The organism is Methylophaga marina (assembly GCF_030296755.1).
Taxonomy (GTDB): domain Bacteria; phylum Pseudomonadota; class Gammaproteobacteria; order Nitrosococcales; family Methylophagaceae; genus Methylophaga; species Methylophaga marina.
This window is the reverse complement of record NZ_AP027741.1, coordinates 2100142-2125292: the sequence shown is the minus strand read 5'-3', so window position 1 is coordinate 2125292 and position 25151 is coordinate 2100142. Positions and strand designations below refer to the sequence as shown.

Below are 25151 nucleotides of genomic sequence, written 5' to 3'. Positions count from 1 at the left end.
GTAATAATTATGCTTGTTCTAGCATATTGTCTATAAGCGTTTTCTGCTTAGAAATCTCTCCTCTGAGATCAGAAATTAATGATTTCAACATTTGGGCAACTGAGTTAAATCGAGTCGCATGCGTTTCGGCATGTGCGGCTTCTACAGAACAATAAATCGCCAGATAATCACCTTTAGCGACGGCCGCAGGTAACTCTTCTAATGTAGTTTTAATCTGAAATAATACTCTTTTCTTTTCTACACCAGACTCGGTGTCTGCAAGTGTCTGCAATAGCTCTTTGCAATGATCGATTTCATGTTTGATTTCCAGACCTAACTCCTGAATTCCTTGAGTCAGTACACGAAAAGCATCACCTTCAGAACCTGCCCTTGCTGCTGCGCTGACCGCATTGGAAGCGAGTAAACGCATTTTCTTTAACATGGGGTTGAGGTCATCCATTGCCTCAGCCAAAGCATCGACTTGCTGCTGCAAACTCGAAGAAGAGATTTCTGCTATTGCGTTCATTTGCCCACCGACAAAATACTGTAATGAATGACCAGACTTAGAAAGATAGCTAAGCCAACCCAGTTATTATTTAAAAAAGCCTGTAAACAGCGCTGCGGCTGTCGATCTTTTGCCAAAAATTGTTGATAGGCAAATAAGCCCCCAGCAACACACAGCCCTAAGTAAAAGATAAAACTCATCTCTAACTGGACACCAATCAACACCATGACAAAAATATAAGCCACCTGCATCATGCCTTGGATAATCAGATCATCATCGCCAAATAATACCGCTGTGGATTTCACCCCGGCCAGCAAATCATCCTCTCTGTCTGCCATCGCGTAAAAGGTGTCATACATGGTTGTCCAGATTATATTGGCTAAGAAAAGTAACCAAGCCATCACCGGCACAGAATTAGTCTGTGCGGCAAAAGCCATTGGAATGGCCCAACCGAATGCCATGCCTAAATAAATCTGAGGGAAATAGGTATAACGCTTCATGAAAGGGTATGTCGCGGCAAGGAAAACACCACCCAACGATAACCAAATGGTCAACGTATTCAGCAACGATACTAATATAAACGCCACCAATGCCATGCCGATAAAAACATAGATGGCTTGCCGGGCAGTCAGCTCACCTGTTGCTAAAGGGCGGTTTTGAGTTCGCCAGACGCTGCCATCAATTTCCCTATCGGCAAAATCATTGATCGCACAGCCAGCTGAGCGCATTAGGATGACGCCCAAGATAAAAACCACCAGCACCGTGATATCAGGCAGGCCTTCTGCAGCAATCCACAAAGCGGATAATGTTGGCCATAACAAAAGTAATATGCCAATGGGTCTATCCAGTCGCATCAACTGAATATAAGGCATAACACGTCGTTGAACCTCTCTCACACATGACTCCATTTTTCTGAAGGCAGAAATATTTCACACACCAGTACGGGCTGACCTTTCAAATAAAAACATGATCGTCTTGCCCATAAAACATCAGGACAAATATCCAAAGCTTCTGTAGCCAATTGATACAACCAATGTTGCGGTGTGAGTTGCGCCACCTGAATCTCACTCCGGCTTAGGGAGGGTTCATCAAATAACATTTGGCCCAATGGCTTTACACCTAGGTTATCGAACCGAGACGGCAAGACTTGATAGGTGGATTGAGGAATAATTGTTCTGGCATAGATTTCAGGCGTATCACCATCACACAACAATACCTCACGACCCAACTGAATACGTTGCAAAGGTTGCTGTAAAAACAGACTTTCTTCAGGCAAAGCGGTTTGCCAATCGTAGTGTAATAACTCGACATTCACCGCGTGCTCACTGACATGTTGCAGTCGTTTGGTAAGTGACCCCGTATCTGTCAACCACTCACGTAAATCATAGGGTAATGATTGTTTTCGGGCTGGCAGCCAGTGTGTCCAATGCTTCATTTAAAATCCAACAAATTAAACATGACCGAAATCAAGTTTGTGAGCAAACCAACGGGTCACCAGTGCTTCTGCTTTTTCTGGCGCTAATTTCAGCATGGTATTTGCCGCCTGTTCCATCACCGCTAACAGCTCCTGATCCTCGAGCAAGTTGGCAACCCTGAATTGTGGCAGACCTGTCTGCCGAGTGCCCAACACTTCACCCGGCCCTCGAATTTCCAGATCACGCTGCGCGATCACAAAACCGTCATTACTCTCACGCAAACACTTCAATCTGGCCTGACCATTTTCAGACAGTGGCGCATGGTACATCAAAACACAATGACTCTCGACCTGACCTCGTCCTACTCGACCACGTAGCTGATGAAGCTGAGCGAGTCCAAGCCGTTCAGCATTTTCAATGACCATTAAGCTGGCATTCGGTACGTCCACCCCCACTTCAATAACGGTGGTTGCCACCAGCATATCGAGTTCTGCAGATTTGAATGCCGCCATCACCTGCTCTTTTTGTGCTGATTTCATACGGCCATGGACCAGACCGATTTTCAAATCCGGTAAGCAATCCTGCAGAGTGGTTGCCGTATCTTCTGCTGCCTGACACTGCAGATGTTCAGACTCTTCTATTAAAGTACAGACCCAATACACCTGACGCTGCTGCTGACAAGCGGCATGAACGCGTTCAATCACATCCTGACGCCGACTATCCGAGACCACAACCGTCGTCACGGGGGTTCTGCCTGGTGGTAACTCATCAATCACAGACACACTTAAATCAGCATATGCTGTCATCGCCAACGTACGTGGAATCGGTGTTGCCGTCATCACTAACTGGTGTGGCATGGTATCCACATCACGACCTTTATCGCGCAAGGCCAGACGCTGATGCACACCAAAACGATGCTGCTCATCAATGACGACCAGTCCCAGATGATTAAATATGACTTCATCCTGAAACAAGGCATGAGTGCCAACGGCTACTTTTATTTCGCCCGATTTGAGCTGCTCCAGCACCTGTCGCCGTTCAGTTGCAGTCTGCTTACCGGCACACCAGCCAACTGTCATTCCCAACGGTGTCAGCCATTGTGTGAAGGTTTTGAAATGTTGCTCTGCCAGCAATTCTGTTGGCGCCATCATCACAGCTTGTGAACCTGCACTCACGGCATCAATAGCCGCCAACGCCGCTACGACAGTTTTACCGGAACCCACATCACCCTGAACCAGGCGCTGCATGGGAGACGGTTTTGTCATATCCGCTTCTATTTCAGTCAACACACGTTGTTGAGCCGCCGTTAACGGAAATGGCAACTGACGCAATAAAGCTTCGCGTTGAGTCCGGTCTGGCTTTAGTTCAGGCGCACGATGATGCTGTGTCTGCTGACGCAATTTTTTCATCGTCAGCTGTTGTGCCAGTAATTCTTCATAAGCCAGTCTTTTTTGCGCAGGGTGTTGTCTGTCAATCAGTTGCTGAACCGGCGCGTCTGGTGGCGGTTGATGCACAAACTTTAAGGCCTCGGTCAATGAGAACTCAGCCACATCATGACAGCGTGCTTCAGGTATAACCAGTTCTGGCATTAATCCATTTTCCAGAAAGCTCAATGCTTGTTTAATGAGCTTTCGTAGAGAAAGCTGGTGCAGTCCTTCTGTCGTCGGATAAACCGGTGTCAGTTCGGAATCGACTGGCACAATGTTGGTCGAATCAATTAACTGATACTCAGGATGGACCATTTCAAAACTGGAAGGACCGTTACGAACTTCACCAAAGCAGCGAATTTTTCGGCCTTTTTCTAACTGTAATTGCTGGGCTTTGGAAAAATGAAAGAAACGCAGGATCAGAGATCCGGTGCCATCTGAGATATGGCATAGCAGTGAACGACGACGACCGAACTTCACTTGTGAAATCTGGATAGTGCCTTCCACCAACACTTCTTGTTGTAATTTGAGTGCCCCAAGAGGCATCAACCGAGTTCGGTCCTGATATCTGAGAGGAAGGTGGAACAGCAGATCCTGGATCTGCTGTACCCCAATTTTGAGAAGGCGCTCGGCAACTTTGCCGCCTACGCCTTTTAAAGAAGTGACTGGTTGTGATAATCCATTATCCGCCACCACAACCTTAAACTCCTAAAATTTAATAATTACGCATTCAGATGCAAAATTGCATCCATTTCCACAGGCACATCTTTAGGTAAAGAAGCCACACCAATCGCTGCACGAGCAGGATAAGGCTGTTCAAAATATTCTGTCATGATGTCATTTACCGCACCGAAATAACTTAAATCGGTCAGATAAATATTTAACTTCACGACGTCCTGCAAGCTACCACCTGACGCTTTCGCAACCGCAGATAAGTTGTCAAACACACGTCTTACTTGTGTATTGAAATCACCTTCGATAACCGTCATGGTTTCAGGCACCAACGGAATTTGGCCTGAAAGATATACGATGTCACCTACTTTCACAGCTTGTGAATATGGGCCAATCGCTTCAGGGGCATCCGCTGTATGAATAATTTCGCGAGACATTCATTTCTCCATCAAAGTCTGGTTTTAATTAATACGAGTAATTCTTTCTACCATGTCGAGGCGACGTAAACGGCGAATAACACGGGCTAAATGCTGTCGGTTAGCTACTTCGATGGTCAGACGTAAATCAGAATAACCACCATCGCGTTCATCGACGACAACATTATCAATATTCGAATCAGATTCGGAAACCACCGCCGCAATAGTAGCGAGGACACCGCGTTGGTTTTTCACATGAATCATGATGTCGACCGGGAAATCACGTGATACATCAGGTGACCAGGCAACGTCGAGCCATTTCTCATTTTGCACACGAAGATTAGAGGTATTTTTACAGCCACGTTGATGGATGATAATGCCACGACCGCTACTGACATATCCATGAATAGGATCGCCAGGAATAGGATGGCAACAACGAGCAAAGCTGACCACCATGCCTTCTGTGCCTGCGATCATCAGCGCTTGTGCTTCTGTATCCGGAGTCGATTCATGCACCAGTTTCTGTGCAATTAACAAGGCAGAATGGTTACCTAAACCGATATCCTCTAACAAGTCATCAAACTGTTTCAGTTCAAACTCATTGATAAGCTCATTAAAGCGTTCAACCGGGATCTCATCCAGATTGGTGGAAAATGCGGTCAAATGTTTATTTAACAAGCGACGACCAAGCAGCACGGCTTCTTCCGTCTGCAAGTGTCGTAAATAATTACGAATATTGGTTCGTGCTTTGGCCGTCACAACAAAGTTGAGCCAGGCAGGATTTGGATGTGAAGCTGGTGAGGTAATGATTTCCACTGATTCACCCGTTTCCAGCTGACTGCTCAAAGGCACCAGATGACGACCAACTCGGGCAGCGACACAATTGTTACCAACATCACTGTGAACGGCATAGGCAAAGTCCACCGCTGTCGCACCTCTTGGCAAGGTGAGAATCTCACCCTTAGGCGTAGACACGTAAATTTCATCCGGGAATAGATCAATACGCAGATTTTCCAGAAACTCCATAGAGTCGCCGGATCCTTTCTGCATTTCCAGAATCCCTTGCAGCCACTGGCGCGCCTTACGATGAGCTAGGTTATTACCCACAGATTCACCGGTTTTGTATAACCAGTGAGCAGCCACACCTGCTTCAGCCATATGGTCCATATCACGAGACCGAATCTGCACTTCAATCGGTACACCGTATGGGCCAAACAACACGGTATGTAAGGACTGGTAACCATTGGCTTTAGGAATCGCAATATAATCTTTGAATTTACCTTGTACCGGTTTGTACAAGTTATGCACTACACCCAGCATCCGGTAACAAGCGTCAACATCATCCACGATAATACGGAAAGCATAGACATCCATCACTTCAGAGAATGACAGTTGTTTGCTGACCATTTTTTTGTACAGGCTGTACAGGTTTTTTCACGCCCCTGAATGTCGGCACTCAAGCCTTCCTGTTCCATCCGATTCAGGATAGACGCGGTGATCTGCGTGACAATTTCTTTGCGGTTACCGCGTGATTTCCGAACAGCATCTTGAAGTACGCGATAACGAATCGGATACAGAACGTGGAACCCTAGATCTTCGAGTTCACAACGCATTAAATTCATACCCAGACGTTGGGCTATCGGTGCATAGATATCCAGCGTTTCGTTGGCGATACGACGGCGTTTTTCAGGGCGCAAATGCCCCAGCGTACGCATATTGTGGAGACGATCGGCCAGCTTGACGATGATGACACGAATATCACGTGACATCGCCAGTAGCATTTTTCTTAAGTTTTCAGCTTGAGCATGCTTTTGGGTTTCAAAAGCCGCTTTGGCTAATTTAGTGACACCTTCAACCAACTCCCCCACTTCTTCGCCAAACTCGGCGGCCAGGTCAGCTTTTGTTAGCGCGGTGTCTTCAATCACATCATGAAGCAATCCGGCCATGATGCATTCATAATCCATATGCATCATGGCCAAAACATGGGCGACGGCTAGAGGATGGGTGATATAACGTTCACCACTTCGACGAGTCTGGCCCTCATGTGCGTGGTCCGCAAAATGATAAGCCCGTCGAATCGAATCAACTTGACCGGATTCGAGATAGTTAGCCGTCGCATAGCACAAGTCATCGATTGTCAGTTTAGGTTCTGACTCTTGGATATAGTCCAGTTCAGAGGCAACGGATGGCTTGGCACTCACGGTAGTTTATTCTTCCGTTTGTAATTCTTCGTCGCTAACGATGCTTTCTGATGCATGTTCACGAGCACTGGTTTTTTCTAAGATTTCACGTCCAACCAAACCTGCAGCAATCTCACGTAACGCTAAAACGGTAGGTTTATCATTATCCAGGCTAACCATAGCGTCATCACCCATGGCAATTTCGCGTGCGCGTTTTGAGGCAACCAGGACTAATTGGAAACGGTTATCAACATTTTCTAAACAATCTTCAACAGTAGTACGAGCCATGGTTTTTCCCAGTTAAAATTTAAAGAATCAATTTTACGAAATATCTTAGCGTTGAGCCAGTAATTCAGTGATTAAGTCTGCTTGACTATTTTTCTGAATAGCTAAGGAATGACGCTGTGCCACGATGATTGATGACAAACTAGTTAATGCCTGCTCAAAATCATCGTTAACGATTATGTAGTCAAATTCAACATAGTGCGAAATTTCGTTCTCTGCATCCCGCATACGCCTAGCAATGACATCCTCATTATCCTGACCTCGATTGCGTAAGCGTTGTTCCAGCGTCGCTTTTGATGGTGGCAGAATAAAAATGCCTATTGCCTGCGGGAAATTGTTTCTGACCTGTTGCGCTCCTTGCCAGTCAATTTCCAAGATGACATCAAAGCCGTCAGCTAATAACGACTTAACTGTATCAGATGAGGTGCCGTAGCTATTATCAAACACCGTTGCTGATTCCAGAAATTTCCCGGCATCTCGCATCGCTGAAAACGTTTGCTGATCGACAAAATGGTAATCTTTACCATTGACTTCGCCCTCTCTAGGCGGACGAGTCGTGTGTGAAACGGATAGTTTAATTTCCGCATGTTGTGAGATAAGTGCATTCACTAAACTCGTTTTGCCTGCACCCGACGGTGCAGCCACTATAAAAAGATTACCCATCATATTTCGAACGCTGTAAGGAATAGTTGGGTAATTATGACAAAAAGCCCTCCGTTTCACCATGAAGGATCAATCCTGATGAATGCGAGTTAGACATAATTCTGTGATTAATTTGGCTAAATAATTTTGTTTAATGGAATAGTTCACATTTAGTTAGAATGTCAGCATAATGTTGCGAGCAACTTAGTTACGCGCATTAGTACCAAAGTACAATACGAAATAAATGCGTCTAGGCATATAATTAAATTTAAGAATAAAAAACAGAGTTGATATCGCAATGGAGCTACATACCTCTTCGAGATAAATGAACTCCGTGATTAACAACTTCCTCACTCTAGGAGAGGACAATGAAAACTTTAAAGATTTTTGCCAGTGTGGCCCTATCACTTTTCATCGCTAGTTCAGCATCGGCTGCACATTTAAGCGATGAAGTGATATATGCAACCAAGAATAAAAAAGAAAGCACCATCCAGCATTTCGCCGGGGCTTATCAATACGTGAGTACAGATGGAAGCTTCTCAGCTGGTACCGGCCCTGATTATGCTTATCAGCTAAATCCCAAAGCGACAACGAACGCTGTGAAACAGGCTGAGCTCAATACCGCTTTTGATGCTGCTGCCGGTTCTGGCAAGTATGCTGAACTGGTCGGTTACGATGTACTGGATTTTTACAGCACGGGTTCATACCCTGCGGCAACAGAAAATACAGACTTTTTCACATCTGATGTCTTCTCGACGGGTTATGTGAATACAACGTCACTGGGTCTGACATTTGAAGGTATTATGCTCAAGTCAGGTAACACAACATTTGTTGCTCTGTTTGACGATGCGGTATCTGAACTGTATTTCAAAAGCTTCATTAAACAAGGCATATCGCATATTGCCTTATTCAACACAGCCAACATTTCAGCAGTACCAGTACCTGCGGCGTTATGGCTGTTTGCTCCAGCATTACTTGGTTTAGTTGGCTTGCGCAGAAAACAATCAACGATTAAGTAAATTTGTCGTCAAAGCTCAAAAAAACGCGGCCAAAAGCCGTGTTTTTTTATGTCTGAGTGAAAAGTTATTTCTCACTCGATATTCTGAATCTGCTCACGCATCTGTTCGATTAACACTTTTAGATCCACCGAATAACGTGTGGTATCGGTATCAATCGATTTAGAGCCCAGGGTATTGGCTTCACGATTCAATTCCTGCATCAGAAAATCCAGTCGACGGCCAATAGGTTCATCGCGCTTTAGAGTATGTTTCACTTCATTCACATGATTCTGTAAGCGATCGATTTCTTCAGCGACATCCGCTTTTTGTGCTAACAGCACCATTTCCTGCTCAAGGCGTTCCGGCTCCAGATTCACTTCAAGCTCAGCAATCCGGTCTGATAATTTTTGACGGTGACTGGCAACAATTTCTGGTAAGCGTGTTTTCGTTTGTTCTGCAATATCATTTATTTGCTCACAACGCTGAATAATCATTTGCTCCAGAGCTGCACCTTCACGTTCCCTTGTCGCTACCAGGTCAGCCAGAGCATGTTTTAAAGACTCGAGCACCGTGGCTTGTAACGCATCCTGATCCAGGCTTTCTGTTTGAATGACACCAGGCCATTGCATCACACGCAAGATATCGATTGGCGCAGCACTGTCTGTAAACGAAGCGAGCTGTTGATAGTTCTCCATGACGGCTTTAGCTAAGTCGACATTCATTTGCAATGCACTCTGCGTTTGCTCAGGTGCACGGTAACGAAGTGCTACTTCAACCTTACCTCGGCTTAGCGTGTCGCTGATGAGTTTGCGCATTGCCATTTCAAATGGGCGAAAACTTTCTTCTAAACGGAAAGAGACTTCTAGATAACGATGATTTACTGAGCGAATTTCCCAGCTCAAGCTGCCAAGCTCTGTTTGCTCCTCATGGCGGGCAAAGGCGGTCATACTTCGTGTCACAATCATGTCCTATTTCTGAGTTAATCTGACATCTTACCGAAAACAGGTAACAAAAAGCATCTGCGGCGGTGATTTATGGCAGGTATAATAGATTGAATTTGACTGAGGAAAAGCGAATATGCGTCCAAGTGGTCGTCAAGCCAATGAACTAAGACTGGTTAATATCACCCGTAACTACACCAAACATGCTGAAGGCTCCGTACTGGTAGAATTTGGTGACACCAAAGTACTTTGTACAGCCACCGTTGAAGAACGTATTCCACAATTTTTACGTGGCTCAGGTGAAGGTTGGGTCACGGCTGAATATGGCATGCTTCCTCGCTCTACTGGCAGCCGTATGCAACGTGAAGCAGCCAGAGGTAAACAAGGCGGCCGCACGATGGAAATTCAGCGTCTTATCGGTCGCTCATTACGTGCCGCAATTGACCTCAAATCATTAGGCGAACGTAGTATCACTATTGATTGTGATGTGATTCAAGCTGATGGCGGTACTCGTACCGCGTCTATTACTGGTGCTTATGTCGCTCTGCATGATGCCATCAGTCATTTAATCAAAACTAAAAAGTTAAAATCCAGCCCCCTGCATGGTCAGGTCGCATCCATCTCTGTTGGCATTTATAACGGTACACCAGTCTTAGATCTGGACTATGATGAAGACTCATCTGCTGAAACTGATATGAATGTAGTGATGAATGACGCCGGTGCTTATATCGAATTACAGGGTACTGCTGAAGGTCATGCATTCCGAGCTGAAGAGTTACAATCTATGTTGGATTTAGCCAGCCACGGCATTAGTCAGTTAATGGAAAAACAACGGGAAGTACTGGCAGCATCATGAAAAAAATCGTCTTAGCAACCGGCAATCAAGGCAAACTGCGTGAGTTTGCACAATTACTTGCTCCTCTCAAAATTGAGATCGTCTCACAAGCCGATCTCGATGTCATTGAGGCTGAAGAAACCGGTTTAAGCTTTGTCGAAAATGCCATCATTAAAGCGCGTAATGCCTGTCACCAAACAGGCTTGGCTGCTATAGCTGATGATTCAGGTATTGAAGTAGATGCCCTGCGCGGTGCGCCGGGCATTTATTCTTCTTGTTATGCAGGCAGTTCTGCCAGTGATGAAGAAAATGTTGCCGCCCTGCTCTCGGCCTTGAAAGATGTACCGGCATCGGAACGAAGTGCACGGTTCCAATGTGTGATTGTCTTCATGCGTCATGCTGAGGACCCCACTCCCTTAATCTTTCAAGGAAGCTGGCAAGGTCAGATTATGACGGAAGCACTCGGCGAGGGAGGCTTTGGCTATGACCCTATCTTTTTTGTCCCTGAAACAGACTGCAGTGCAGCCGAACTTAGCTCAGAACAGAAACATGCTATCAGCCATCGCGGCCAGGCTATGCGCCAGTTTATAGAAGAGTTTCCATACAGCCGTCATCAGTTCTGATTACTCAAATACCACGCTTCAACAGTGTTAACTGACCATGTGCCGTTTCCCCTTTCCACTTCTCATGATGACGTTAGCGCTATCGGCCTGCACGACTTATGACTCTGATCGCCCCATCACGCCGATTCGTAGCGGGCAAAACCTGAGTGATATCTGGGACAATCATTATCGTTTTTTTATTGGTCAACCAAATCCAGCACTTTTCTCCGTCTGCCATAGCATGAGCTGTTACAGAATCAGTGAAGTCAGCCTGAGTGAACAAGATTGGTCAGGCATACTCAACTTATTCAATAAAACAACCAATGCTCATGAAGAACGACAGGCCATTCAACAAGCCATTGCCAACCTGGAGACGCTGATCGGAAAACAAATTGGCAGCGAGAAAGATTTAGCGCGTAACCAGATTGCCAATAATCGCTTTGGTCAATTGGACTGCGTGGATGAAGCCACCAATACCAGTGTTTACCTGCGTATGCTTGAGAAAGCCGGTGTTCTAAAATGGCATACCTCTGCTTCACGTACTTCACGGGGTATTTTTCAGGGACAGGCGCCACATAACACCGCCACCATCATTGATACACAAACGCACACTCGTTATGCCGTAGACTCCTGGTTTTATGGCAATGGCGAAATGCCTGTCATTATTTATTTAGATGATTGGAAGGCAGGCTGGGAACCGGAATCAAACTAATGTTTAACTTTACATCCTTACCACCACTTAGTCTGTATATTCACGTTCCCTGGTGTGTGCGTAAATGTCCCTATTGTGATTTTAACTCCCATGATAATCATCAATCTCTGCCAGAATCGGCTTATATTGATGCACTGATACGCGATCTGGAACAAGAATTACCCCTGATTTGGGGACGGTCAATTAATACGGTATTTATTGGCGGCGGCACACCCAGTCTGTTTTCAGCTGAAGCCTATGATCGGCTATTCTCATCGCTGCGGGCCTTACTGCCTTTACAACATGATGCTGAAATTACACTGGAAGCTAATCCGGGTACGGTAGAAGCCGGTCGTTTTCATGAATATCGTGATGTGGGCATCAACCGGTTAAGTATTGGTATTCAAAGCTTCGACCAGAATGCTTTGCAGGCGTTAGGCCGAATTCATGACGGTCAGCAAGCGATCAAAGCGGTTGAATATGCTCATCAAGCTGGCTTTGATAGTTTTAATCTGGATCTGATGTTTGGTTTGCCTGGACAGGATGAGAAAAAAGCGCGACATGATGTTGAAACGGCCATTGCACTTGCCCCACCGCATATTTCTTACTATCAATTAACGATAGAACCCAACACCTTGTTTTACTCTCAGCCACCGAGCCTGCCGGATGATGATCCGATCTATGATTGGCAACTGACCAATCAGGCGCGTCTGGCTGAAGCAGGCTACAAACAGTATGAAACCTCGGCCTATGCACAAAAAGGTCATCAATGTCGGCATAATGTTAATTACTGGCGCTTTGGTGATTATATTGGTATCGGCGCTGGCGCACATGGCAAAATCAGCAGTGTTTCTCCACAGCAAATTCAGCGACGAGTTAAACAAAAACAACCACAGAAGTATATGGAAACGGCAGGCACAGAAGCGGGCTTAGTTGAGAAAACGCTGGTCAGCCCGGATGAGGTAGGCTTTGAGTTTATGCTTAATGCGATGCGCTTACTGGATGGCGTACCCACGCCCCTTTTCCAGCAGCATACCGGTGTGCCGATTTCGACGATAAGACGAGCTATGCAGCAAGCTGAGCAGTTAGAGTTATTAGAGCATACGATCGAGAAAATCCGACCCACAGAAAAAGGCCAACGTTACCTGAATAGTCTGATTGAGCTATTTATAGAGGCATAGTATGCTTTTTCGCATACTTCTTTAAGGAAACGTCTATGACGACTCGTTCTCTACTTATCATTGGCACAGCATTATTCTCTTTTACAAACCTGTGCCAGGCAGAAGTGATCTCCATTACTGATCCCAGCTATGAAGTGGCTAATGATCCTACAGGGATTGTCCGGCCGACCAGAGGCATGAGCATGGCTCAGGTTAAACAACAGTTTGGAGAACCACAATCAACGCAGCCAGCGGTTGGCCAGCCCCCATTACACGTTGGGAATATAAAAAGTTTGAAGTGGTATTTGAATACGACAAAGTGATTCATTCAGTTGTCGTGAGATAAGAACTAAGACAACTCAATAACAGAAAACTTAATCGTCCTGACTGGGCTCAGGTTCAATATTCAGGAAACGTTTTAATGCCCATTTCGGCAGCGTTCCCATTCTAGCGTGATGAAGAGAATCTGATTCAATCACGATCAATACCAATACGCTCACCAGCGTTGGCAGAATACCTAAACCACCAATCATAGCGTAGACGGCTTCTTTCATCATGCCAAGATACATATGACCCAGCACACCTAAGGTCGACACGCTAACAAGCAGTATAAGAATCATCATAAAAAAACGACTCCAGCGGCGTGCTACTTGCCAATGCGCCCAGACGAATTCGCCGTCTTCACGTTTTACCTTACTGGATCGCCAGTAAGTATATCCCAGTGCCATAAATGAAATTAATGGCACTAGGAATAGATACTTCATGTACGACGGACCGAACGTCGAAATCGCGGTAAACACAAGAATATGGTTACCAATTAAGTTACTCAGAAAAATATCATGGGGCAACTTGGCGCGAGCGATTTCCTTTTCGGTAGGGTCCGCGTAATAAGTCATATCATTACACCATATTATTCAAAATGGCTTCACGAACAGCGTCAAGTTCAGCATTTACGGTGACGACAGCAGAAGTACTTTGTTTAATAGCAGTATCAGGATCTTTTAAACCATGACCCGTTAATGTACAGACAATCGTACTGCCTTCGGGAATCTTGCCTGATTTCACATCACGCAATGCTCCAGCTAGAGAAGTAGCTGATGCAGGCTCACAGAACACACCTTCTTTTTCAGCTAATAATTTCTGTGCAGCCAGGATTTCTTCATCTGAACATTCATCAAACCAACCACCTGACTCTTCTTTCACCTGCCAGGCTTTATCCCAGCTTTGTGGGTGACCAATACGAATTGCAGTCGCCACCGTCTCAGGATCGTCTACCATGTGTCCACGCATGAACGGTGCACTACCAGCGGCTTGGTAGCCAATCATCTTAGGACGGTTACCGACGATAGCACCACCGGCATATTTGCATTTACCACCACAATACGCACATGCATCAGTGACATGGTCACCTGAATCACATGAATACTCACAATAACCAATCCAGTGAGCGGTGATATTACCGGCATTACCAACAGGTAAACAGTGATAATCAGGTGCACGACCTAACTCTTCAACGATCTCAAAAGCGGCTGTTTTTTGACCTTGTAAACGGTATGGATTGATAGAGTTAACAATAGTGACTGGTGCATGATCAGCCACTTCTTTAACTAACTGCATACCCTGATCAAAGTTACCTTTGATTTGAATCACGGTTGCGCCGTGCATCATCGCCTGAGCCAATTTGCCTTGTGCAATTTTGCCGTCAGGAATAAGTACAAATGCAGCGATGCCGGCACGTGCCGCATAGGCAGCAGCGGCAGCAGATGTATTACCTGTTGAAGCACAGATAATCGCTTTACTACCCTCTTCTACTGCTTTCGTTACGGCCATGGTCATACCACGGTCTTTGAAAGAGCCAGTTGGGTTCAGGCCTTCGTACTTAACATAAATATCGACATCCTTACCCAGCTCTTTTGTAATGTGGTTGAGCTTAATAAGCGGGGTATTGCCTTCACCAAGACTGATCAGGCGGGTATCGTCATTGACTGGTAAACGGTCGCGATAGCGCTCAATTAATCCAGTGTAACGTGGTCGAAATGACATAATAATTTCCTCTAAATGAATGCTTTATACAGGCTTAACCACCAAGCGATTCCATGCGAATACGCATAATGGAATCGGGTACAGTGTCCAGCGCTTCAATTTGCGCTATCGCCTGATCCATATTTTTTTCAATGACAGCTTGCGTCAGCATGATGATGGGCACCATTCCCTCATGTTCTTCAGGCTGCTTCTGCAAGATAGCTTCAATATTGATGCCTTCCTTGCTTAAAATTCGTGTGATATCCGCTAATACACCCGGTTTATCCAGCGTGTGGATACGTAGGTAATATGATGTCACAACTTCTGACATCGGCAGAATAGGCGTATCTTTCAATGCATCTGGTTGGAAAGCCAAGTGTGGTACGCGGTTTTCAGGATCGGTAGTCAATGCGCGGACGATATCCACAATATCAGCCACGACAGCTGAAGCCGTCGCTTCTGAACCAGCGCCAGCGCCATAGTAAAGCGTTGGGCCAACCGCATCCCCTTTCACCACTACCGCATTCATTACGCCATTGACATTAGCTAATAAACGACGCTGTGGAATCAATGTCGGATGAACTCGTAATTCCACGCCAGATGTTGTTTTCTTCGCGATGCCAAGATGTTTGATTCTATAACCCAACTCATTGGCATTTAACACGTCCTCCTGAGCAATACGACTGATGCCTTCGGTGTAACATTTATCGAACTGTAATGGGATGCCAAAGGCAATGGAGGCCATGATGGTCAGCTTATGCGCCGCATCAATACCTTCAATATCGAAGGTAGGATCTGCTTCAGCATAACCCAGCGCCTGTGCTTCCGCTAACACGTCAGCAAAGTCCCGGCCTTTTTCCCGCATTTCTGTCAGGATGAAGTTGCCTGTACCGTTGATAATGCCTGCCAGCCATTCAATACGATTACCAGCCAAACCTTCACGCATCGCTTTGATGATAGGGATACCACCAGCAACCGCCGCTTCAAAAGAAATAGTGACGCCTCTTTCCTGAGCGAGCTCAAATAGCTCGTTACCGTGCATGGCAATAAGCGCTTTGTTGGCTGTCACGACATGCTTGCCGTTTTCGATGGTTTTTATCACCAACTCTTTCGCCACACCGGTACCGCCAATCAATTCAACCACAATCTGAATGTCAGGATCGTTGATGATGTCAAAAGCATCATCCGTTAAATTGATAGCAGAAGTGTCACAGCCTTTAGGTTTATCAAGGTCACGATCAGCAGCGCGATATATTTCAATATCACGACCTGCACGACGACTGATTTCTCTCGAGTTCCGGGTTAATACGTTGACAGTACCACTACCAACCGTCCCTAAGCCCAGAATTCCGATTTTTACTGATTGCACTCTGCCCCCTACGGTTTTCTCATCATGTCACGGATCCCACGGATCGCCTGACGTGTACGATGTTCGTTTTCGATCAATCCAAAGCGAACGTAATCATCACCATACTCACCAAAACCAATACCAGGTGAGACAGCCACTTTCGCTTCTTTCAATAATTTTTTACTAAATTCTAATGAGCCAAGCTCACGATATTTCTCTGGAATTTTTGCCCATACAAACATGGTCGCTTTCGGTTTTTCAACCTGCCAGCCAATCGCATTTAAGCCATCACACAAGACATCACGACGGCTTCTGTATGTTTCAACAATCTCATCAACACAATCCTGTGGTCCTTCCAAGGCGGTGATGGCTGCTACCTGAATCGGTGTAAACATACCGTAATCCAAGTAGGACTTCATCCGTGCCAGAGCAGCAATTAATGTCGGGTTACCAGACATAAAGCCAACACGCCAACCAGGCATATTGTATGTTTTTGACAGTGTGTAAAACTCCACAGCCACTTCTTTCGCGCCTGGTATTTGTAAGATGGAAGGTGCTTTATAACCATCGAACACAATTTCACCATACGCTAAATCATGCACCACCCAAATTTTATGCTCGCGAGCAAAATCCACAACCTTCTGGAAAAAGTCCAAATCCACGCATTGAGTAGTGGGATTACCGGGAAAGTTAAGCACCAGCATTTTAGGTTTAGGCCATGAATCTTTGACCGACTTTTCTAACTCCGCAAAAAAGTCTACATCCGGGGTAAGCGGCACATGGCGAATATCTGCACCAGCGATAACAAAACCATAAGGATGAATCGGATAAGCCGGATTAGGTACTAACACCGCATCACCTGGGCCTACTGTCGCTAATGCTAAGTGCGCTAGCCCTTCTTTAGAACCGATGGTAACAATACATTCTGTTTCGGGATCAAGATCAACATCAAACTTGCGTTTGTACCAGCCAGTGCAGGCTTTACGCAGCCTCGGAATACCGCGTGATACCGAATAACGGTGAGTATCTGGCCGCTGCGCCGCTTCGACCAGTTTTTCTACAATATGCGCGGGTGCCGGGCGATCGGGGTTACCCATACCAAAATCAATGATATCCTCACCACGCGCACGTGCTTTTGCTTTCAAATCATTTACAATGTTGAAAACGTAAGGCGGAAGGCGTTTAATTCTTGGAAATTCGTCGTTCAACTGAATACCTGCGATAAGCTAAAACTGTCGGCAAACTAAGCAAAATAACTGAAATTAATAAACACTTCAAATTCATTTATCAGAAGCGATTACTATGAGCCAGCAAGACCTATTTTATAACAAAATCCTGAAAGATCTTGAGGACGGTAAACTTCTTTTACCCACATTGCCAGAAGTGGCACTCAAGGTGAGAGAAGTTGTTGATGACCCAGATGCCACTGCAGTGCAATTGGCAGACATTATTGTAACCGATCCCGCCCTGTCGGCGCGCTTATTAAAAGTAGCGAACAGTCCTTTATATCGTGGTCGTGTTCCGATTGAGAGTATCCACATGGCGGTGCCAAGATTAGGCCTGACCATGGTGCGTAATATCGTCACCAGCCTGATGATGGAACAAATGTTCAATGCCTCCAATAAACGATTGGAGAAGCGTCTTAAAGCGCTTTGGGAACATAGCACCAAGGTTTCTGCGCAAAGTCAGGTGCTCGCCAGCAAAATTCCAAAAATGAATACGGATGAAGCGATGTTGGCTGGTTTAATCCATTCGATTGGTACTTTACCTATTCTGATGCAGGCAGAAGAGGAAGCAGGTTTATTAGACAATCCAAAACGCTTGGATCAGATTATCGACAACCTCTACCCACGCGTTGGCGCTGCTATTCTTCGCAAATGGGAATTTCCGCAAAGCTTAATTGATGTCGCTGCTGAGCATAAAAATCTAAATCGCAACAGTGGTCCAGCGGGTCCTGATTTGGTAGATGTGGTTCAAGTAGCCTATCTGCAAAGCTTATTTGATACGGAAAAAGCTCTGGATCCCCTCACATTAAACAAAGTGATTTCTTTTGAGAAAGTAGGCGCTGATACAGGTCTCACAGTCTATGAAATCGATGAGAATAGTGAAGAGTATCTGGAAGCGCTAGCTTTATTCAATATACAACCATAGCGTTGATATACTGATTATTAAAGGGCAGATCTTCTGCCCTTTTTTGTTTATGTCATTGAGATTGTTCAGGAGCAAAAAGCCGAAATCAGGTAGAGTAAGTTTGTCACAGAAAAAAATACACGGTTACACATGAACTCTGAGTTTGACGCTTTGCTTAATCGATTAAAACACTACTCGCTGCGGCTTTTATTATTATCTTTAATGTCTCTGATAGCCGCCTGTCAGACAAGTCCCCCCGTATACACTCCACCACAACCTATTGGCACTATTGATCAGCAACACACTCTCAGCCAGCTATATCGTCAGTATCAGCAATGGCATGGTACCCCCTATCGTTTAGGTGGCAATAATCGATCGGGTATCGATTGTTCAGCCTTTGTCCAGCAGACGTATCAACACTTGTTTGGTATCACTATGCCACGCACTACCTCCCAACAAATCCTGCAGGGAAAACACATCAAACGCACTGAGCTTAAATCCGGGGACTTAGTTTTTTTCCGCAAAGGCAGTCATGTAGGTATTTATCTGGAAGAGGACAAATTTCTTCACGTCTCGACGAAAATAGGTGTCACTATCTCGAGTATGCATAATAGTTACTGGGCACGTTATTTCTGGCAAGCAGTGAGAGTGAAACCGGTAAGCAGCATTTCACCTTAGGCACGTTGCTATATCGTCAGACTCACGGCAATATGTGCCAGATTGATTATTCAATCATCAGTACATTTTTAGGAGAACGCATCATGTTCCAACGCGCTTGCTTAATGCTGTCATGCTTCAGTCTTATGGCTGTTTGTTTACCAGCCTACGCTGACAAACCAAATTTAACACCAGGAATGTGGGCTCATACGACCACGACAACGATTCAAGGGCCGATGTCTCTCGAGCCACAAACATCAAGTAATCAGGAATGCCTTACTCAAGCACAAATTGATAAAGGCGTGGATATGTTGGAGATTCCTAAGCAGTGCCTGGTTCAAAAAGTCAACGTATTGCGTGACACCGCTGACTTTGCTGTGGATTGCGATATACAGGGGATAAAAAATCACTTTATCGGCCACACTAATTTCCGAGGCGACCATATGGATGGTCAAATGAGCAGTGAAATGAATAGTCCGATGGGCACCATGGTGATGACGATGAACTTTACTGCAAAGCGTATTGGTGCATGTCCAGCGGCTAAGTAAAAGGCTGTTAAGCTTGCATCAGATCAAAGCTGGCCTTGTTAACAATAATGAGTGCTAGCGATGATACTCACACCAGAAACAAAAAAGGCGAGAAACTTCTCGCCTTTTTTGATCAAACCAGAACGACTATTCCGGACGCATATGCGGGAATAACAATACGTCACGGATGGAAGGTGAGTCGGTCAATAACATGACCAATCGATCAATACCGATACCTTCTCCCGCTGTAGGGGGCATACCGTATTCAAGTGCACGGATATAATCGGCATCGTAGTGCATCGCCTCATCGTCACCGGCATCTTTTTCTTCTACCTGCGCTTTGAAACGTTCGGCCTGATCTTCTGCATCGTTCAACTCTGAGAAGCCATTAGCAATTTCACGGCCACCCACAAAAAATTCAAATCGATCAGTGACGAACGGGTCATCATCATTACGGCGAGCCAGTGGAGAGACCTCTGTTGGATAGGCAGTGATAAATGTCGGATCCATCAAACGGTGCTCAACGGTTTTTTCAAAGATCTCGATTTGGACTTTACCCAGCCCATATGATTGTTTTAGTGGGATATCTAACGATTTAGCAATCGCACGCGCCGACTCAATATCATCCAACTGTTCCGCTGTTAGATCTGGATTAAAGTGCAGAATCGACTCTTTTACCGTCATACGAGTAAACGGTTTGGCAAAATCAATATCCAGACCTTGATAGTGAACTTGCGTTGAGCCTAAAACATCTTGAGTGACCGTACGTAACATGTCCTCTGTCAGATCCATTAATTCATGGTAATCAGCATAGGCCTGATAAAACTCCACCATGGTGAACTCTGGATTATGACGCGTAGATAAACCTTCATTACGGAAATTGCGATTGATTTCAAACACACGCTCAAAACCACCCACGACCAAACGTTTTAAATACAGCTCAGGGGCTATGCGAAGATATAAGCCCATGTCTAATGCATTATGATGTGTGGTGAATGGACGAGCGGTTGCCCCACCAGGAATGGCTTGCATCATGGGTGTTTCCACTTCAAGATAATCTTTCGCCATCAAATAACGACGAACACCATCAACGATTTTAGTCCGCACACGGAATACGTCACGACTGGCTTCGTTCATGATTAAATCAACATAACGTTGGCGGTAACGTGTTTCCTGATCAGATAATCCGTGGAATTTCTCAGGCAGTGGCCTGAGTGATTTGGTTAATAACTGAATGCTATCAACATGCACTGACAACTCACCTTTTTGAGTGCGAAATAATGTGCCTTCTGCACCGATGATATCGCCCAGGTCCCAGCTTTTAAATTGAGGATAAACGCCTTCAGGTAATTCATCACGAGCCACATACAATTGAATATTACCTGACATGTCGCGTACCGTCGCAAAACTGGCCTTACCCATGACACGTTTGGTCATCATGCGGCCAGCAATCTTCACACGCAATGGGTTCGCTTTTAATTTTTCAGCATCCCACTCGGCATACTCTGCCTGCAGTTCAGCATTCATGACATTACGACGAAAGTCGTTTGGAAAGGCGTTACCTTGTTCTCTCAACTCCGCCAGTTTTTCACGTCTCTGAGCAATTAAACGGTTTTCATCCAGTTCTGTTTCATTTGTCATTCGGGTTTCCAGCTTATAATCCTGATTTGAGTGAGGCTTCGATAAATGGGTCTAAGTCACCATCCAACACCGCTTGTGTATTACCGGTTTCAACACCGGTACGCAGGTCTTTGATGCGAGACTGATCGAGCACATAAGAACGTATCTGACTGCCCCAGCCGATGTCTGACTTCGACTCTTCAGCAGCCTGTTTCACTTCATTTTGTTTCATTAACTCCAGTTCGTACAGCTTGGCACGTAACTGGTTCATTGCGCGATCTCTGTTCTGATGCTGTGAGCGTTCTGTCTGACATTGCACTACGGTATTAGTCGGTACGTGAGTAATACGGACAGCCGAGTCAGTGGTATTAACATGCTGACCACCAGCACCACTGGAACGATAAGTATCCGTTCTCAGATCAGCCGGATTGATATCAATCTCGATAGTTTCATCCACTTCTGGATAAACGAATACAGATGCAAAAGAAGTGTGACGACGAGCCCCTGAATCAAAGGGTGATTTACGGACAAGACGATGTACACCGGTTTCTGTACGCAACATACCAAAGGCATATTCACCTTCGAATCGGACAGTGGCACTTTTGATACCGGCAACCTCACCCGCTGACACTTCCATCAACTCGACTTTATAGTCTTGTGATTCGCCCCAACGCAGATACATACGCAAAATCATATTTGCCCAGTCCTGGGCTTCGGTACCACCAGAGCCAGACTGGATATCCAGATACGCATTATTTTTATCCAGCTTACCGGAAAACATGCGTTGGAATTCCAGCTTTTCCAAACCTTTTTCTAATTCATTCAGATCAGCCTGGATTGCATCAAACGTGGCCTGATCATTATCCTCAACTGCTAATTCGAGTAGTTCTTTTGCATCATCCAGCATTTCACGATGGCCAGATAAAGTCGTGACAATTTTTTCTAAACTGGCACGTTCCTGCCCTAATTTCTGAGCCATGTCTGGATTTTCCCAAACACTGGGAGATTCCAGCTCGCGCGTGACTTCAATTAATCTTTCAGCTTTCTCATCATAGTCAAAGATACCCCCTAAGATCGTCACTACGATCTCGTAGGTCTTTGATTCGCTGCATCGTTGCGCCTAGTTCCAAAGGTAACCTCTAGTAAATTTGATTGAACACCGGCGAATCCGGCAAGCCCCATATTGTAGCTGATTTGTCATAAAAATGGCGTACCCCACTTTTATCGTTTAGGTAAGAAGCGTTGTGGGTCGACAGGTTTGCCATTTCGACGTATTTCAAAATGTAATTGATATCGCTGAGTACCGGTGCGCCCCAACGTGGCTATCTTTTGACCGGACTTGACTATTTGGCCTTCTTTGACCAGCAAACTTTCATTATGAGCATAGGCGCTCAGGTAAACATCATTATGCTTTATAATCAGTAAGTTGCCATATCTTGGAAGTCCATTCCCACTGTATACAACTTTGCCTGAAGCAGCCGCGATAACAGGCTGTCCGGCTTTACCTGAGATATCGATACCCTTGCCTCCAGAGCTGCTATTGGAATAGGAACCAATCACTACACCATCTGTTGGCCAACGCCATTGTAAATTCTGATTACCGCTATAGCTGGACGTCGTCGTTGAAGATTTGGCCGGTTTAGTGGATGTGGTGGGTTTTGTCACTTTGGGTTTTGATGACGTAGAACTCGGTTTTGTGACCGCTTTTCCTTTATTGGAGGTCGAGCTGGATGCTGTCCTTGTGCTGGTAGTGGATCGTTTGAATTTAAGCTTTTGCCCAACGTAGATGGTGTAAGGCGAACGAATACCATTAATTCGCGCCAGCTCCTTATAATCCATGCCATATCGCCAGCTAATGGAATACAGTGTGTCGCCTTTTTTTACGGTATATGAAGAAGGAGGTGAGGTTATTTTCCGTTGACTGCTATCGTAACCATAAGAGCCAACAGGGGCTAATGCTCTACTGCCCCCACCACATGAGGATAATAAAAAAATCAGCAGTAGCGGCCCGATCCATTGCATATGTCTATACGAATATAAAATAACCTATCACCAAACCCAGAACAGTGAACCAACCTAGTCGGTCTACCCATAGATGGAGTTTGGATTCCAATTCAGGCCCACCCCAGCGCATCAGACCAGCCACTAAAAAGAAACGCATTCCTCGACCAACAAACGAGCCGAGCAAGAACGGTATCAGTGCCATATTGGCGGCACCTGCTGCTATAGTGAATATTTTGAACGGTATGGGGGTAAACCCGGCCAGAAATATGGCCCAAATACCCCACTGGTCAAACCACTCTGCCGCATGAATATACGCATCCATATAGCCTAGTGATATCAAGAGTGGTTCAGCCATATTGAACGCAAATAAACCAATAAAATAACCTAACAATCCCCCCAATACCGAAGTCACGGTGGTCAGCATCGCCAAAAACCATGCTCGCTCAGGCCTTGCTAAGGTCATGGGTGCCAACATCACATCAGGTGGAACCAGAAAACACGAAGACTCAGTGAAACTGACTAACGCTAACCAATAGGTCGCATATTTATGTCGAGCCCAAATCATCACTCGTGCATACAAACCAGAAAATAATCGCATTAAATCTGACCACTCAATAATGGGACAAAACTGACAGGGTCTAATTCCGTTTCCTCATACCTGTCGCCTTCACGATCTATCACACGCAATGACTGTCCTTGGCTGCTGCCGACAGGAATCACCAAGCGTCCTCCAGGAGCCAGTTGTTTTAATAACTCTAATGGAATGTGTTCCGGTGCACAGGTCACAATAATAGCGTCATAAGGCGCATACCATTCCCACCCCCAGTTTCCATCACTGTGTTTGAGTTTAATATTATTGAGTTTTAATTGATAAAAACGTTCACGCGCTTGATTTTGTAACGGCGAAATACGCTCAACACTGTATACCCGTTCGACAAGTTTGGATAACACCGCGGTTTGATAACCCGAGCCAGTACCGACCTCTAGAATTTTTTGACGAGGACCACCCTCTAATAAAATCTCGGTCATTTTAGCGACAATATACGGTTGAGAAATGGTCTGCCCATGACCAATAGGTAAGGCAGTATCTTCGTATGCCCGGCTCGCTAAGGCTTCATCCACAAATAGATGTCTTGGCATCTCACGAATGACAGACAACACATCACTATTTTTAATCCCTCGCTCCTGCAATCTGGCCACCAGCCGATCACGCGTTCGCTGAGAGGTCATGCCGATGCCTCGGTAGTCGGTTTTCATCTCAAATATCTTTCAACCAGTTGGCAACGCCATCAATAGCATCGTAGCGTGTTAAATCAATTTGTAAGGGGGTGACTGACACAGCTCCCCGGCGAATAGCATCAAAGTCAGTGCCAGGTCCTGCATCTTCCTCTTCACCTGCCGGACCGATCCAGTACATTGCACGACCACGAGGATCCGTTTCTTTGATAACAGGTTCAGCTTTATGACGATGGCCCAGTCTGGTGCTTTCGATACCTGTAATTTCATCTATCGGTAAATCGGGCACATTGACATTAAGAATGGTATCAGCCGGCAAAGCAGAGAGTTTTAACTGAGCGACCAACTTTTTGGCGACCCAGGCCGCTGTTTCATAGTGTGTTCCATTATGTGATGTCAGTGATATCGCAATGGCTGGTAGCCCTAGGAAACGCCCTTCCATCGCCGCTGCCACAGTACCGGAGTAAAGCACATCATCACCCAGGTTAGCGCCAGAATTAATACCTGATACCACCATATCGGGTTCATCATCGAGTAATCCGGTAATGGCCAGATGCACACAGTCAGTGGGCGTTCCTTCTACTCTGTATACGCCATCTTCTTGTCTCTCCAGTCTGAGCGGGTTTTCCAATGTCAGTGAATTGCTGGCACCGCTGCGATTTCTGTCTGGTGCGACAACGGTTATCTCCCCTAGTTCTGCCATAGCCTTTGCCAGTGTGCGGATGCCTTTCGACATGTAGCCATCATCATTGCTTATCAGGATTTTCATTAGATTGTTTTGGTCTTTAAGCTCTTGTTATTTAGGCACTCATATCTTAACAAGATTGAGCTGCGATCATTATACATTCAGGTAAACCAA

Annotated in this window: 27 protein-coding genes and 1 pseudogene; 9 read left to right on the top strand and 19 right to left on the bottom strand. The window is 45.5% G+C overall.

The window, feature by feature from the left end:
• Nucleotides 1-7 precede the first annotated feature (7 nt).
• The 8 genes and pseudogenes from QUE24_RS10910 to gmk all read right to left on the bottom strand — a co-directional run bounded on the left by QUE24_RS10910 (nt 8) and on the right by gmk (nt 7545).
• The gene (locus tag QUE24_RS10910; protein ID WP_286303865.1) at nt 8-505 is read right to left on the bottom strand and encodes a hypothetical protein; all 498 of its coding nucleotides are present in this window, start codon (nt 503-505) and stop codon (nt 8-10) included.
• Complete coding sequence (ubiA, locus tag QUE24_RS10905; protein WP_286303864.1) at nt 502-1380, bottom strand: 4-hydroxybenzoate octaprenyltransferase; 879 nt, start codon at nt 1378-1380, stop codon at nt 502-504. The genes QUE24_RS10910 and ubiA overlap by 4 nt, the downstream gene beginning before the upstream one ends.
• Nucleotides 1377-1919, bottom strand: a complete 543-nt coding sequence (locus QUE24_RS10900; RefSeq protein WP_286303863.1) for a chorismate--pyruvate lyase family protein — start codon at nt 1917-1919, stop codon at nt 1377-1379. The genes ubiA and QUE24_RS10900 overlap by 4 nt, the downstream gene beginning before the upstream one ends.
• Before the next feature lie 15 nt (nt 1920-1934).
• Entirely contained in the window at nt 1935-4022 is a 2088-nt protein-coding gene (gene recG / locus QUE24_RS10895; RefSeq protein WP_286303862.1) for an ATP-dependent DNA helicase RecG, read from the bottom strand.
• A 26-nt stretch (nt 4023-4048) separates the two neighbouring features.
• On the bottom strand, nt 4049-4435 hold the full coding sequence (locus tag QUE24_RS10890; RefSeq protein WP_286303861.1) for a RidA family protein: 387 nt from the start codon (nt 4433-4435) through the stop codon (nt 4049-4051).
• Between the two features lie 24 nt (nt 4436-4459).
• A pseudogene (locus QUE24_RS15825) lies at nt 4460-6615 on the bottom strand (RelA/SpoT family protein).
• A gap of 6 nt (nt 6616-6621) precedes the next feature.
• Nucleotides 6622-6882: a DNA-directed RNA polymerase subunit omega gene (gene rpoZ, locus QUE24_RS10875; RefSeq protein ID WP_286303858.1), complete on the bottom strand. Its 261-nt coding sequence runs from the start codon at nt 6880-6882 to the stop codon at nt 6622-6624.
• A 45-nt stretch (nt 6883-6927) separates the two neighbouring features.
• Nucleotides 6928-7545, bottom strand: a complete 618-nt coding sequence (gene gmk, locus QUE24_RS10870; protein ID WP_286303857.1) for a guanylate kinase — start codon at nt 7543-7545, stop codon at nt 6928-6930.
• 344 nt (nt 7546-7889) lie between these two features.
• On the opposite strand from gmk, the gene QUE24_RS10865 reads away from it, so the two are divergent.
• Nucleotides 7890-8540 carry a VPLPA-CTERM sorting domain-containing protein gene (locus QUE24_RS10865; protein WP_286303856.1) on the top strand — a complete coding sequence of 217 codons (651 nt, stop codon included), beginning with the start codon at nt 7890-7892 and terminating at the stop codon, nt 8538-8540.
• A 71-nt stretch (nt 8541-8611) separates the two neighbouring features.
• Here QUE24_RS10865 and QUE24_RS10860 read toward each other — a convergent pair whose 3' ends face one another.
• A complete protein-coding gene (locus QUE24_RS10860) occupies nt 8612-9466 on the bottom strand; it encodes a YicC/YloC family endoribonuclease (RefSeq protein ID WP_286306110.1) in 855 nt (284 codons plus the stop codon).
• A gap of 130 nt (nt 9467-9596) precedes the next feature.
• Between QUE24_RS10860 and rph the strand changes: the two genes are divergently transcribed.
• From rph to QUE24_RS10835, 5 genes are all read left to right on the top strand, one after another.
• Nucleotides 9597-10316 (top strand): ribonuclease PH, encoded by a 720-nt coding sequence (gene rph, locus QUE24_RS10855; protein WP_286303855.1) that lies wholly within the window; start codon nt 9597-9599, stop codon nt 10314-10316.
• Complete coding sequence (gene rdgB, locus QUE24_RS10850; protein WP_286303854.1) at nt 10313-10918, top strand: RdgB/HAM1 family non-canonical purine NTP pyrophosphatase; 606 nt, start codon at nt 10313-10315, stop codon at nt 10916-10918. The genes rph and rdgB overlap by 4 nt, the downstream gene beginning before the upstream one ends.
• A 64-nt stretch (nt 10919-10982) precedes the next feature.
• Nucleotides 10983-11609 (top strand): hypothetical protein, encoded by a 627-nt coding sequence (locus QUE24_RS10845; protein WP_286303853.1) that lies wholly within the window; start codon nt 10983-10985, stop codon nt 11607-11609.
• Nucleotides 11609-12769: a radical SAM family heme chaperone HemW gene (gene hemW / locus QUE24_RS10840; RefSeq protein ID WP_286303852.1), complete on the top strand. Its 1161-nt coding sequence runs from the start codon at nt 11609-11611 to the stop codon at nt 12767-12769. Before QUE24_RS10845 ends, hemW begins: the two co-directional genes overlap by 1 nt.
• 35 nt (nt 12770-12804) lie before the next feature.
• The gene (locus tag QUE24_RS10835) at nt 12805-13071 is read left to right on the top strand and encodes a hypothetical protein (RefSeq protein WP_286303851.1); all 267 of its coding nucleotides are present in this window, start codon (nt 12805-12807) and stop codon (nt 13069-13071) included.
• A gap of 51 nt (nt 13072-13122) precedes the next feature.
• On the opposite strand, the gene QUE24_RS10830 is transcribed toward QUE24_RS10835, so the two are convergent.
• From QUE24_RS10830 to alaC, 4 genes are read right to left on the bottom strand one after another with little or no spacing between them, the layout of a single operon-like run.
• Nucleotides 13123-13644: a hypothetical protein gene (locus QUE24_RS10830; protein WP_286303850.1), complete on the bottom strand. Its 522-nt coding sequence runs from the start codon at nt 13642-13644 to the stop codon at nt 13123-13125.
• A 4-nt stretch (nt 13645-13648) separates the two neighbouring features.
• The gene (gene thrC / locus QUE24_RS10825; protein WP_286303849.1) at nt 13649-14791 is read right to left on the bottom strand and encodes a threonine synthase; all 1143 of its coding nucleotides are present in this window, start codon (nt 14789-14791) and stop codon (nt 13649-13651) included.
• A 34-nt stretch (nt 14792-14825) separates the two neighbouring features.
• Complete coding sequence (locus tag QUE24_RS10820; protein ID WP_286303848.1) at nt 14826-16139, bottom strand: homoserine dehydrogenase; 1314 nt, start codon at nt 16137-16139, stop codon at nt 14826-14828.
• An 8-nt stretch (nt 16140-16147) separates the two neighbouring features.
• On the bottom strand, nt 16148-17326 hold the full coding sequence (gene alaC / locus QUE24_RS10815) for an alanine transaminase (protein WP_286303847.1): 1179 nt from the start codon (nt 17324-17326) through the stop codon (nt 16148-16150).
• Between the two features lie 94 nt (nt 17327-17420).
• On the opposite strand from alaC, the gene QUE24_RS10810 reads away from it, so the two are divergent.
• From QUE24_RS10810 to QUE24_RS10800, 3 genes are all read left to right on the top strand, one after another.
• Nucleotides 17421-18269, top strand: coding sequence for an HDOD domain-containing protein (locus QUE24_RS10810; protein ID WP_286303846.1), 849 nt, complete (start codon nt 17421-17423; stop codon nt 18267-18269).
• Nucleotides 18270-18398: 129 nt separating this feature from the next.
• On the top strand, nt 18399-18926 hold the full coding sequence (locus QUE24_RS10805; protein ID WP_286303844.1) for an NlpC/P60 family protein: 528 nt from the start codon (nt 18399-18401) through the stop codon (nt 18924-18926).
• A gap of 83 nt (nt 18927-19009) precedes the next feature.
• The gene (locus tag QUE24_RS10800; protein ID WP_286303843.1) at nt 19010-19453 is read left to right on the top strand and encodes a DUF3617 domain-containing protein; all 444 of its coding nucleotides are present in this window, start codon (nt 19010-19012) and stop codon (nt 19451-19453) included.
• A gap of 126 nt (nt 19454-19579) precedes the next feature.
• On the opposite strand, the gene lysS is transcribed toward QUE24_RS10800, so the two are convergent.
• From lysS to surE, 6 genes are all read right to left on the bottom strand, one after another.
• Entirely contained in the window at nt 19580-21073 is a 1494-nt protein-coding gene (gene lysS, locus QUE24_RS10795) for a lysine--tRNA ligase (RefSeq protein ID WP_286303842.1), read from the bottom strand.
• A gap of 13 nt (nt 21074-21086) precedes the next feature.
• Nucleotides 21087-22164 (bottom strand): peptide chain release factor 2 gene (prfB, locus tag QUE24_RS10790; RefSeq protein ID WP_286303841.1). Its coding sequence is split into 2 segments (ribosomal slippage): nt 21087-22109 and nt 22111-22164, totalling 1077 coding nucleotides; the frame shifts between segments, so codons are not numbered across the junction.
• A 109-nt stretch (nt 22165-22273) separates the two neighbouring features.
• Nucleotides 22274-23074: a peptidoglycan DD-metalloendopeptidase family protein gene (locus QUE24_RS10785; protein ID WP_286303840.1), complete on the bottom strand. Its 801-nt coding sequence runs from the start codon at nt 23072-23074 to the stop codon at nt 22274-22276.
• 4 nt (nt 23075-23078) lie between these two features.
• Nucleotides 23079-23654, bottom strand: coding sequence for a YqaA family protein (locus tag QUE24_RS10780; protein ID WP_286303839.1), 576 nt, complete (start codon nt 23652-23654; stop codon nt 23079-23081).
• On the bottom strand, nt 23654-24313 hold the full coding sequence (locus tag QUE24_RS10775; protein ID WP_286303838.1) for a protein-L-isoaspartate(D-aspartate) O-methyltransferase: 660 nt from the start codon (nt 24311-24313) through the stop codon (nt 23654-23656). The genes QUE24_RS10780 and QUE24_RS10775 overlap by 1 nt, the downstream gene beginning before the upstream one ends.
• Nucleotide 24314: 1 nt before the next feature.
• On the bottom strand, nt 24315-25061 hold the full coding sequence (gene surE / locus QUE24_RS10770; RefSeq protein ID WP_286303837.1) for a 5'/3'-nucleotidase SurE: 747 nt from the start codon (nt 25059-25061) through the stop codon (nt 24315-24317).
• Nucleotides 25062-25151 lie beyond the last annotated feature (90 nt).